Annotated in this window: 13 protein-coding genes; 7 read left to right on the top strand and 6 right to left on the bottom strand. The window is 29.5% G+C overall.

The window, feature by feature from the left end; translation table 11 throughout:
- Nucleotides 1-471, top strand: a 471-nt coding sequence (locus EZH24_RS03040; protein ID WP_272897866.1) for a pyruvate kinase alpha/beta domain-containing protein, incomplete at its 5' end; no start/stop codon positions are given.
- A 13-nt stretch (nucleotides 472-484) separates the two neighbouring features.
- On the opposite strand, the gene EZH24_RS03035 is transcribed toward EZH24_RS03040, so the two are convergent.
- The 3 genes from EZH24_RS03035 to EZH24_RS03025 form a co-directional block, all read right to left on the bottom strand.
- Nucleotides 485-1,618: a phospholipase D-like domain-containing protein gene (locus EZH24_RS03035; protein ID WP_137997657.1), complete on the bottom strand. Its 1,134-nt coding sequence runs from the start codon at nucleotides 1,616-1,618 to the stop codon at nucleotides 485-487.
- Nucleotides 1,602-2,417 carry a DNA-methyltransferase gene (locus tag EZH24_RS03030; protein ID WP_137997656.1) on the bottom strand — a complete coding sequence of 272 codons (816 nt, stop codon included), beginning with the start codon at nucleotides 2,415-2,417 and terminating at the stop codon, nucleotides 1,602-1,604. Before EZH24_RS03030 ends, EZH24_RS03035 begins: the two co-directional genes overlap by 17 nt.
- 113 nt (nucleotides 2,418-2,530) lie before the next feature.
- Nucleotides 2,531-3,268: an NAD-dependent deacylase gene (locus EZH24_RS03025; protein ID WP_137997658.1), complete on the bottom strand. Its 738-nt coding sequence runs from the start codon at nucleotides 3,266-3,268 to the stop codon at nucleotides 2,531-2,533.
- A gap of 51 nt (nucleotides 3,269-3,319) precedes the next feature.
- Between EZH24_RS03025 and EZH24_RS03020 the strand changes: the two genes are divergently transcribed.
- Both EZH24_RS03020 and EZH24_RS03015 read left to right on the top strand, forming a co-directional pair.
- Nucleotides 3,320-4,078, top strand: a complete 759-nt coding sequence (locus EZH24_RS03020; RefSeq protein ID WP_137997655.1) for a ComF family protein — start codon at nucleotides 3,320-3,322, stop codon at nucleotides 4,076-4,078.
- A 268-nt stretch (nucleotides 4,079-4,346) separates the two neighbouring features.
- Entirely contained in the window at nucleotides 4,347-5,045 is a 699-nt protein-coding gene (locus EZH24_RS03015) for a class I SAM-dependent methyltransferase (protein WP_137997654.1), read from the top strand.
- Nucleotides 5,046-5,062: 17 nt separating this feature from the next.
- Here the strand turns inward: EZH24_RS03015 and lptB are convergent, their stop codons facing one another.
- Nucleotides 5,063-5,878: an LPS export ABC transporter ATP-binding protein gene (gene lptB, locus EZH24_RS03010; protein WP_137997653.1), complete on the bottom strand. Its 816-nt coding sequence runs from the start codon at nucleotides 5,876-5,878 to the stop codon at nucleotides 5,063-5,065.
- Between the two features lie 79 nt (nucleotides 5,879-5,957).
- On the bottom strand, nucleotides 5,958-6,554 hold the full coding sequence (locus EZH24_RS03005) for a pyridoxamine 5'-phosphate oxidase family protein (RefSeq protein ID WP_137997652.1): 597 nt from the start codon (nucleotides 6,552-6,554) through the stop codon (nucleotides 5,958-5,960).
- Nucleotides 6,555-6,696: 142 nt separating this feature from the next.
- Here EZH24_RS03005 and EZH24_RS03000 point away from each other — a divergent pair, with 142 nt between their 5' ends.
- The 4 genes from EZH24_RS03000 (at nucleotide 6,697) to EZH24_RS02985 (ending at nucleotide 9,504) form a co-directional block, all read left to right on the top strand.
- Complete coding sequence (locus tag EZH24_RS03000; RefSeq protein ID WP_137997651.1) at nucleotides 6,697-7,128, top strand: flavodoxin; 432 nt, start codon at nucleotides 6,697-6,699, stop codon at nucleotides 7,126-7,128.
- Nucleotides 7,129-7,169: 41 nt separating this feature from the next.
- The gene (locus EZH24_RS02995) at nucleotides 7,170-7,787 is read left to right on the top strand and encodes a cytidylate kinase-like family protein (protein ID WP_137997650.1); all 618 of its coding nucleotides are present in this window, start codon (nucleotides 7,170-7,172) and stop codon (nucleotides 7,785-7,787) included.
- 37 nt (nucleotides 7,788-7,824) lie between these two features.
- Nucleotides 7,825-9,063: a DegT/DnrJ/EryC1/StrS family aminotransferase gene (locus EZH24_RS02990; RefSeq protein ID WP_137997649.1), complete on the top strand. Its 1,239-nt coding sequence runs from the start codon at nucleotides 7,825-7,827 to the stop codon at nucleotides 9,061-9,063.
- Between the two features lie 78 nt (nucleotides 9,064-9,141).
- Nucleotides 9,142-9,504 carry an FMN-binding protein gene (locus tag EZH24_RS02985; RefSeq protein ID WP_137997648.1) on the top strand — a complete coding sequence of 121 codons (363 nt, stop codon included), beginning with the start codon at nucleotides 9,142-9,144 and terminating at the stop codon, nucleotides 9,502-9,504.
- A 43-nt stretch (nucleotides 9,505-9,547) separates the two neighbouring features.
- Here the strand turns inward: EZH24_RS02985 and EZH24_RS02980 are convergent.
- The coding region (locus EZH24_RS02980) for a ComEC/Rec2 family competence protein (protein ID WP_137997647.1) at nucleotides 9,548-10,660 on the bottom strand (1,113 nt) is incomplete at its 5' end.

Raw genomic sequence — 10,660 nt, 5'->3', positions numbered from 1 at the left:
ATAGAATCGGTTAAGGCTATGGTTTCGATAGTGGAATCCGCGGAAAAATCTATTACGGGCAAAAAAGAAATTAATTTTTCTTTAGATATAAGTTTGAATGATGCTCTATCGGAAAGCGCCGCTTATTTGTCGTATCGAATTCCAAATAAGGTTATAATCGCTCTTTCAAGGTCTGGATGGACGGTTAAAACTCTTTCAAAGAAGCGTCCGAAAAGTCCAATCGTATTTATGTCGGCGGATAAAGATTTATGCAACAAGCTTTCAATATGTCATAATGTTTATACGATATTGATGCCAGAAGATTTGAATTTTAGCGCGGGAATAAGTCATGGCGGACAGATTGACATACTCGAAGACACTTTAATAAAACATAATTTGGCGGAACATGGAGATACGGCGATATTAGTGAGCGGAAGCAAATGGCAAGGAAGATGGCAGGAAAATAGCGTTCGTATTGTGGTTATACATTAACTAATTTTTTTATTTAATCAGATTTGCTATTAATAAATTTTTCATAACTGCCTATTTTAGAAAAATATATTTTAAAATTTTCATCGTCAATTTTTTCTACTTTTACGCTATCTATACCGATTATTTCCAATTTTTTATAAGTCAATAATTCTCTTTCTTTTAATTGCAAAACATCTTTCAAAAGCCAATTCGCCAAAGCCACATTAGGATTAGTCATTAAAGCTTTTCCGTTATCTTGGCATATTTTAGCTTTTAATTTATCTCCCGAAGGAATTTCTAAATTAAATATTCTATCTCTTTCTGGGAAAAATCCGCTTTTCAATTTTCTAATTTCCGCTGGAATTGGAATATAAACTTCTCCGTATTTGCGAACTCTTCCGCCCGCGTTCCATTGATTTAAACCGCTTTTTTCTGGAACATATTTTTTATTTTCATTTTTACTTTTACTGCAAGAGTATAAAGGCAATATTACAAAATCTTTAGTTTCCGTTATTTCAAATTTATTATATTCGTTAAAGATTTTTAATATTAAATCGAGCGGATTATCTATTATTTGTATATCTATAATTTTATGATTTTGAGGAATTATAAATTTTTTGAATAGTGTCGACTTGGCATAATTATAAGAATATTCGTTTATATCGTCTTTAAATTTGACGCTTGCATTATCGTTGTATATTATATTAATTTTATCAGTATTTATTAAATCGTAATTTGTATTGAAAATTACTAAAGCCGATTTTTTTCTCGCTATGCAATGATAATAAGATTTTTCTATTTTATATGTTCTATTGGAAAAATTTATTCTCTCGTTTCTTAATTCCGATAATTTAATTACAAATTTGTCGATATTCAAATTTTTTAATTCGGAATTTTTTCTATCAAATTCCGCTATTTTTTCAGTTTTGCTATTTGAAGGACATACAAAAGTTTTTATGCCAATTCCGATATTATATATTTTTGCGTCATAGGCGGTGTCGGTTCTCGATAAGTTTTCCGCATTGAAAGCCTTGCAAAATAAATTTTCCGCCAATCTATAATGTAAAAAAGGAATATCCGATTCGCTAAATAATTTTGATAAAGAGGAAACGCTTTTTATATAATGAAAATATAATTCGTATTCTTTGGAGTTAGTATTGAAAATCATAAATTTTCTCTAATCTTTCTTCGGCTATTTTACAAAAATTTTCGTTTATTTCAAATCCTATATAATTTCTATTTAATAAAATGCAGGCTTCGGCTACGGTTCCGCTTCCCATAAACGGGTCTAAAACAATATCGCCTTCTTTTGAAGTAATTTCTATCAAAGGTTTTATGAGCGATAACGGAAAAGAAGCTTGATGAAATTTAAACGGCTCTATTTTATTTCTTATAACATCTCTATGATGCCCCAATTCTTTAGCTTTCTTTATGTCGAAAAAATATTTTTTTGATTTTACGAAATGAAATATATGCTCGTAAACGGGATATCTTCTGTCTTTTGAATACGAAGGAACGGGATTTGGTTTTTCCCATATAATTTTATTTCTTAATATCCAACCCGCATTTTGCATTTCTATGGCTATTCTTTCTGGCAACATTAATAATTGTTTGTATTGAAGATATTTGCCGTCTGGTTTCGCTATTTTATATTCCAAATAATGCTTGTCGGTTTTCCTCGAATATCTGCCTTTATTTCTGCTAAAGCCTTTAGTTCCAAAATACAAATCGCCTATATTCAAATAAAATGAGCCTTCTTTATGCAAAACTCTTTTAAGCGGATTTAAATACTTAAAAAGATTATTTATATAATCTAAAGGATTTTCTTCTCTTCCTATAGTTTCGTTGCCGTAAACTCTGCAATTAAAATACGGAGGACTTGTTATTATTAAATTTATACTGTTATCGGGTAAAGAATTTATTCCCTCTAAAGCGTCAATGCAAATTATTTTATTTAGATTTTCCATTTCATAAGATTATATTATATTTTTTATCAATTTCAATATATATTAACTAAAGAATATAACATAAACAACAAAAGCAAAATACTATAATTTGTAAAAAGGATTTAATTTACACATTAAATATCCAAATATTTTTCTATTTCGCCGAATGCAACACCCGATTTTTCTTTGACATAAATATCGACTATCGAATTTGTGAAACTCGAAGGCTCGGGATTTATTTCTATTATTTTTGCTCCCGACCTTTTTGCCAAATGCGGAATTTGAGCCGCGGGCATAACCTCTCCGCCAGTTCCTATTATAATGAATAAATCGCTTTTGTCTGCATCCGCTATCGAATTTTGAAAATCGTAAGAAGGCAGCTGCTCGCCAAAAAATACGAACGCGGGCTTCAATACGGAAGAACATTTTTCGCATACTGGCGGGTCCATAGACAATATTTCTTTATTTATTTTATATTTATTTTGACATTTCATACAAACCGCGTATTTAGCCGTTCCATGAAGTTCGTAAACTATCTTGCTTCCCGCTTCCTGATGCAAATTGTCTATATTCTGCGTGATAACCGAACGCATTATTCCCGCTTTTTCCAAATTAGCCAATACGATATGCGCTTTATTCGGTTTTACATTATCAATCGGTTCGTAAAAAACTTTTTTTAATGATTGCCAAGATTCTTTCGGATGTCTTGTGAAATAAGATATTTCGGCAAATTGACTCCCATGCTTTTCCCATAAACCGTCTGGACCTCTGAAAGGAGGAACTCCGCTTTCTACGCTTATTCCCGCTCCCGTAAAAGCTACGGCATATTTTGATTCTTTAATCGTTTTTGCTATTAATTTATAATCTATCATAATTTTATTATACAATATTTAAAAATTTTTGCCAGACTATATAATAAAAACATGATTAAAAAATTTGTTAACATTTTTACCAAAAATTTTATAAAAAATATTTTTGGAATAATTTTTCCAAATCATTGTATTATTTGCGGAGATATGATTGAAAGCGAAAAAATGAATTATATCTGCGTAAATTGCATAAATAAAAACTTGGATTATATTCATGCGGACGATTATATAAGATGCGAGAAATGCGGAAGATTAATCGAAGACAAAAATAAAACCTGCGCTTGCAAATTCGAAGATATTTATTTTGACGAATGCAAATCTATGCTTTACTATAAAGGCGAAACCGTTAATTTGATTCATAAAATGAAATTCGGACATAGATATTTGATATGCAAAGATTTCGGAGCTATATTGTCTTTTTATTATAAAGATTATATTAAAAAATTTGACGCTATAACTTTCGTGCCTTTGGGTAAAAATAGATTTTTGGAGCGAGGATATAATCAAAGCGAAATTATAGCGAAAACAATTTCAAAAATTTTGAATATAGAATTGATTGAAAATATTATTGGCAGAAAAAAAGAAACTTATCCTTTGAGTATGATAAAAGATAAAGAATTAAGAAAATCGACTATAAAAGACGCTTTTAAGATAAATAAAAATTTTAAAAATAATTTTAAGAAAAAAATAAATATTCTTATAATAGACGATGTTTTTACTACGGGAGCGACTTTAAATGAAATGTCTTCGGAGATTCGAAAAATAGAAAATGTGGGCAAAATTGGAGTTTTAACGGTAGCGAGAGTCTATTGATTATGCGATATTTTAAATTATTCCGTGTATTAAACTTGCAATAAATTTCTATATAATATATTATTTCGTTATGATAAAATTGTTATTAACCTTTAGTGACCGTCAGCCAATTTATTTTAAATAAATTTAATCTAAAATATTTAATAATTTTTTATATAATATACGCTACATTATATTGTCCTCTTTCAAATTATAGTCAGTTAAGACGATTTTATTTTAAATATATATATTTTATCTTTATTTTAACGAAGAGATTTAAAGGGGTTTCATGAGAAATATTACAAATGAAAGCCCCGACAACATTTTAATAGGAAGAACCGAATATATACCAAACGATTTTATAGACAAAACGGATATAGAAAATAAAACTATTTTGGAAATAGGATGCGGATTTGGATGGTTTTTATACAACATTATTAAATATAATCCTAAATTATTTTCGGGTTTAGAAAATAGCGATGAAAAAATAAATAATCTTAAAAACTTTTTTACGGATGAAAGATGCTCGTTTTATGTCGGCGATGCTTTGAATCTTCCATTTGAAAACGATACTTTTGACACCGTATGTATGTTTGATGTTATAGAACATCTGCCTAAAAATACAGAAGATGTAGTTTTCAAAGAAATTTCAAGAGTTTTAAAATCTGGCGGAAAGCTTTATTTATCGACTCCAAATAATCATATATTAAGCGTAATTTCCGACCCAGCATATTTTCTTATAAAACACAGACATTATAATATTTATTTTCTTTGCGATTTGGCTTTAAAACATAATTTAAAACCAGAAAAACTGTATATAAAAGGCAGATTTTATGAAATATTATATATACTCAATCTTTATATTTCAAAATGGATATTTAGAAGAAAACCTTTTTTAGAAAAATTTTTTAAAACAAAATCCAATATTGAATATAAAAAAGACGGTTTTATGACAATATTTATACAATATATAAAAAATAGTATGTAAAAAATATTTAAATAAAATCACATAGTGAAAGATTCGCCCAAATAAACCTTACGAGCGAGCGGGTTGTTTACAATATCTTCGGGAGTTCCTTGAACCAATATTTTTCCGTTTCCCATTATATAGGCTCTGTCCGTTATTCTTAAAGTTTCCCTAACATTATGGTCGGTTATAAGAATTCCCAAGCCTTTAGCTTTCAAAGACGCGATAATATTTTGTATATCGAGAACGGCTATCGGGTCGACTCCCGCAAAAGGTTCGTCAAGCAAAATGAATTTAGGATTTACCGTTAATGCTCTCGCTATTTCGCATCGTCTTCTTTCGCCTCCAGAAAGAGTATAACCTTTTTGTTTTCTTACATGATTGATATTGAACTCCGATAAAAGCTGGTCGGTAATATACATTCTCTCTTTTGAATTTAATTTTTTATTATATTCCAAAATAGAAAGCAAATTATCTTCCACCGAAAGTTTTCTAAAAATAGAAGCTTCCTGCGGCAAATATCCTATTCCAAGTTGCGCTCTTTTATACATATGCAAATCGGTTATTTCAATATCGTTCAAAAAAACATTTCCTTTAGTCGCCGTCACGAATCCAACGGTAATGTAAAAACTTGTGGTTTTTCCCGCTCCATTAGGTCCCAAAAGTCCGACAACTTCGCCCTGTTTTACGCTATAAGATATATCTTCTATAATTTTTCGCTTTCCATAAAATTTAGTGAGGCTAACCGCTCGTATTTCGGATGGATTTTCTTTATTATTGTCAAAAAAATTTTTAACGGTTTCGGAAATTTCTTCGGATTCTAATTTTTTATTTTTTTTCTTAAAAAATAGCATATCTATCAATCTGTAAAATTAATTAGGAAATATTATAACTTAAATTTAAATAAATTGATAGTAAAATTTATAAAATAGATTATATATTTTTATCTCTTAATTTGTTAATCATTTCTATGGTTTCAATATCTATTTTTTCGTTTCTGTTTTTCAAATCGTTTATTATAATATTTATATCCGAATCGCTCATATTCTGTCCGAATTTCGCTTTCGCCGTCATATTGTGAATTTTTATAACTCCGACAAAAGTGTGAATTTCAGAACCTTTAAATTGTCCTTTATCCATCGACATATTTATATTTTCTGGCTCGTATTTTTTGACAAGCTCGCATAAAATTTTTTTCTTTTTATCAAAATCGTTTACAACTTCAAATTTTCCTTCGATAAAAATCGAAAAGAAAAATTGAGTCGGAGTCATTTTGCCGTTAAGAAAACCCGATGGAATATAAGAATAAACTTTGGATGCCGAAAAGGAAACTTCGGGATTATTTTTCAATATTTCATGCTTTCTTCCCGCCATAGCTCCGTGAAAATATATTTCGTTATCTTTGTAGCAAAAACTTATCGGAACGGCGTAAGGAATTTTATCGGGAATAGCCATCACTCCGAATTCGATTTTTTTTAGCATATTTTCTATTTCCTTTCTGTCTTCAAAAATAAAATCTTTTCTTCTCATTTTATCGCTCCAAAATAATAATAGTAAAGAGTAATTATTATAGCATTTATTTAATTTATTATAAAGAATAATTTAATTAACGCCTTGACAAATAGAATATTACGATTATAATTTTCGATTATATTAGAAATAGGTTAAAAATATGCCTCAAAAAATAGCTATTGTTGTTTGGAGTAAAACGGGCAATACTAAGCTTATGGCAAATAGAATAAAGAAAGGCGTTGAAGATTCGGGATTTGAAGTCGATATTTTCAAAGCGTATAATTTCAATTCCGAGAAAGTTAAGAATTACGATAAAATAGCTCTTGGATGTCCCGCTATGGGTTCGGAAACTTTAGAAGACACGGAATTTTTGCCTATGTATGAGAATATTAAAACTTATTTGAAAGATAAAAAAGTATTTTTCTTCGGTTCTTACGGCTGGGGAGACGGAAAATGGATGCGAGATTGGGAAGAAGACGCTATTAAAAACGGCGTAAAATTATTTAGAAAATCCATAATAGCTAAAGAAAAACCGAGTGATGAAATACTTAATATATGTTATCAAGCGGGAAAAGATTTAGCTAATGCTTGACAAAATTTATATAAAAATTTACATATTGGAGATTTTAATTTATGGATAAAAAAATTATTATAACTATAAGCAGAGAATTCGGAAGCGGCGGAAGATACATTGGAGAAACAGTCGCAAATAAACTCAATATACCTTTTTACGATAAGGCTATAATTGAAATGGCTTCGGAAAAAACTGGATTCTCTCCAGATTATATAAAAGAAAACGAGCAAAAATTAACGGGAACTCCTTTGTTTAATTTTGCCGTTTCGGGTTCTTACGCGGGAAATATGGTATTCGGAAACGGGGAATCTTTGCAAGACACGATGTTTTTCGCTCAAAGCAATGTGATTAAAGAAGTCGCTTCAAAACATTCCTGCGTCATAGTGGGAAGATGCGCAAATCATGTTTTGGAAAAATTTGACGACTGCGTAAATATTTTTATATATTCGGATATTAAAAGCAAAATAAAAAGAGCGGTTGAAGAATATAAATTGGATAGCGAAAATATAGAAAAAATTCTTAAAGAAAGAGACAAATTAAGAGAAAAACATTATAATTATTATACGGGAAAAGTTTGGGGAGACGCTCGAAATTATCATGCATGTTTCAATAGCGATTTTCTGGGAATAGATAATGTAGTCGAAATGATAGAAAAAATAGCAACAAACAAACTGTAAAACTGAAATATAATCAAAAAATTTTGAGAAATATTTAATGAAAAAAATTATTCCATTTTCTCCTCCCGATATAACCGACAGCGAAATAGACGCCGTAGTTAAAGTATTAAAATCGGGATGGATAACGAGCGGAGTTGTCAATAAAGAATTTGAAGAGGAATTAACAAAATATATCGAAGTTAAAAGAGTTAAACTTCTTTCAAGTGCGACTGCTTCTATGGAACTTGCGTTAAAAATATTCGGTATTGGCGAAGGAGACGAAGTAATAGTTCCCGCTTATACTTACGCTTCCACTTCAAATGTAGCCGTTCATCTTGGAGCGAAAGTAATATTTTTAGACGCCGTTGATTCTGGAAACGATAAAAGCGATTTTAATATAGATTTAGAAAAGTTGGAAAACGCTATAACGGAAAAAACTAAAGCGATTATTTCGGTAGATATTGGCGGTTTTCCATGCGATTACGATGCGATTAAAAATATACTTGAAAAGAAAAAATCATTATTCAAACCGTCAAATAATAAATATCAAAAAGAATTAAAAAGAATTTTATTTTTGTCGGACGCCGCTCATTCTATAGGAGCGATTTATAAAGGCAAAAGAGTCGGAAGTCAGGCGGATTTTACTTCTTTCTCTTTTCATGCCGTGAAAAATATAACTACTGCGGAGGGCGGAGCTTTGGCTTTTAACGATATTGGAAATATAAAAGCGGACGACATTTATAAAGAAATTTCAATTTGGGCTTTGAACGGGCAGAATAAAAGCGCTTTCGATAAAGGAAAAGGCGGAGCAAATTCATGGAAATATAATATTGAATGCATAGGTTATAAATGTAATTTGAGCGATTTGCATGCGGCGGTTGGTTTATCGCAATTAAGAAGATATAATAAAATGCTTGAAAACAGAAAAAAAATCGCCAGCATTTATAACGATATTTTAAGCAAAAATAATAAAATAATTATTCCAAAATTAAAAACCGATTATTGCGAATCTTCCTATCATTTATATTTGATTCGCATAAAAGATTTTGAAGAGAAAGATAGAGACGCTCTTATAGAAAAAATGTTCGAACTTGGAATAATATTAAATGTTCATTATTTGCCTTTGCCGTTTCAAAAAGCCTATATTGATTTGGGATATAATATTAGCGATTACAATAACGCTTATAATCTTTATAAAAATGAAATCACACTGCCTTTATACAGTTCGTTAAACGAAGAGGACGCTAAATTTATCGCAAGCAGTATAGCGGAATATTTAAATAAAATAAATATTTAAAATTATTAATTATATTGACATTTTACATTATATATATTACAGTTTGACTAAAAATTTTTATTTTTTAAGGAGAAAATTATGAATTCTAAAAAAATTATAATTTCGGCAGTCGCTTTTGTTTTTGTATTCGCTTTAATAGTTTTCGCTCAAGCTAAATCTAAAATTGATTTGAGTAAAATTCCAGACGGAACATATTTGGGCGATTATAAAGCCACTTACAAAACGGTTCAAGGAGATTATCAAGCGAGAGTAACCGTAGCGAAAGGCAAATTGACGAGAATCGTTTTGACGAAAAGCGCGCATAAAAGCGGTCCCGCAAGGTCGAAAGAAGCTTTCAATAAAATGATAGAGGCAAACGACATTTATGCTGACGGAATAACGGGGGCGACTTGGAGCGCATTAGTTGAAGACGCTTTGACTAAACTTACTCCCGCAAAATAATTTTATAATCTTTAACTTGAATAAAGAAAATAAAGCGAGTTCGTTAAATATCGGATTCGCTTTTTTCGTTCATTTTTATTCTAATAGTAAGCCCGATAATCATGATAATAAAAGTTATAAAAATTGCCAAATATAAATTGCAAGAAATTTGATATTTCAAAAATTTTATATCCGAAAATTTTTTTGATAGATTTATTAAAATATTTGTAAAAAATTCCACGGTAGAAGCGGGATAAATCGACAAAGAAGAAAATATTTGAAACGCGATTATCGTTATGATTGAAGAAGCTAAAATTATAAACGCCAGAGGAACGGCAAAAATATTTGATATTATAGAAGTTAAATTCAAAATCGAAAAATGATGAACGCTTAAAGGCAATATTGAAATTAACGCGATTAAATTTATAAAAAGAAAAGCGATTAATTTTTTAATTAAATTTTTTAGAAAATAATTATTTATATTTTTTGTTATTTTACTTAAAAAATAAAAATCAAAAATCGGATAGTAAAGAATTATTCCAAAAGTCGCTAAAAATGAAAATTGAAAACTAATCTCTCTTATCGAATTTGGCTCTATGATTAAAATTATTAAAGCGGCTAAAAATAACGAATTGACGGAATTTCTATTTTTATCGAAAACATAAGATATTAATAAACAAAAAGCCATTATGCTCGCTCGAATTATCGAAACTGAAAATAAAGTAATAGCGGGATAAATCGCTACGGTTATGACAGTAGATATTAAAATTCTTTTATAAAAATCGATTGGAAAAAAAGATAGCGCAAGAAATAAAATATAAAGAACCATAGAAATATGAAGTCCCGATATTGAAAGTATATGCGATATTCCCGCGTCTATAAAATATTGATTTATATTTTTTGGAATTATACTTTTATCTCCGATTGTTATTCCCTGCGCAACCGAATAACTTATGGGACTTAAAAATTTTCCGAGAGATTTTTTTACGATATTTCTAAAATGCAAACCAAATTTATTTATATAATTTTTTATAAAACTTATAATTGAAAAACCGCTTTCTTGAACGGTAAAATTAATGTAAGGATAAATCGAAGAAACTCCGAATAACATTTTATTTTGAAGAATATTTACGGTATCATTTTCATTATCGTTGGTAAAAATATTTTTTGTATAAAT

This window comes from Brachyspira catarrhinii, assembly GCF_005518285.1.
Lineage (GTDB): Bacteria > Spirochaetota > Brachyspiria > Brachyspirales > Brachyspiraceae > Brachyspira > Brachyspira catarrhinii.
This window is presented reverse-complemented; position numbering and strand designations above follow the sequence as displayed.

Excerpts from the sequence above, each read along its gene's own strand:
- EZH24_RS03035 (WP_137997657.1), bottom strand. The coding sequence starts at position 1,618 with ATGATTTTCAATACTAACTCCAAAGAATACGAATTATATTTTCATTAT.
- EZH24_RS02990 (WP_137997649.1), top strand. The coding sequence starts at position 7,825 with ATGAAAAAAATTATTCCATTTTCTCCTCCCGATATAACCGACAGCGAA.
- lptB (WP_137997653.1), bottom strand. The coding sequence starts at position 5,878 with ATGCTATTTTTTAAGAAAAAAAATAAAAAATTAGAATCCGAAGAAATT.
- EZH24_RS02995 (WP_137997650.1), top strand. The coding sequence starts at position 7,170 with ATGGATAAAAAAATTATTATAACTATAAGCAGAGAATTCGGAAGCGGC.
- EZH24_RS03015 (WP_137997654.1), top strand. The coding sequence starts at position 4,347 with ATGAGAAATATTACAAATGAAAGCCCCGACAACATTTTAATAGGAAGA.
- EZH24_RS03005 (WP_137997652.1), bottom strand. The coding sequence starts at position 6,554 with ATGAGAAGAAAAGATTTTATTTTTGAAGACAGAAAGGAAATAGAAAAT.
- EZH24_RS03025 (WP_137997658.1), bottom strand. The coding sequence starts at position 3,268 with ATGATAGATTATAAATTAATAGCAAAAACGATTAAAGAATCAAAATAT.
- EZH24_RS03000 (WP_137997651.1), top strand. The coding sequence starts at position 6,697 with ATGCCTCAAAAAATAGCTATTGTTGTTTGGAGTAAAACGGGCAATACT.
- EZH24_RS03020 (WP_137997655.1), top strand. The coding sequence starts at position 3,320 with ATGATTAAAAAATTTGTTAACATTTTTACCAAAAATTTTATAAAAAAT.
- EZH24_RS02985 (WP_137997648.1), top strand. The coding sequence starts at position 9,142 with ATGAATTCTAAAAAAATTATAATTTCGGCAGTCGCTTTTGTTTTTGTA.
- EZH24_RS03030 (WP_137997656.1), bottom strand. The coding sequence starts at position 2,417 with ATGGAAAATCTAAATAAAATAATTTGCATTGACGCTTTAGAGGGAATA.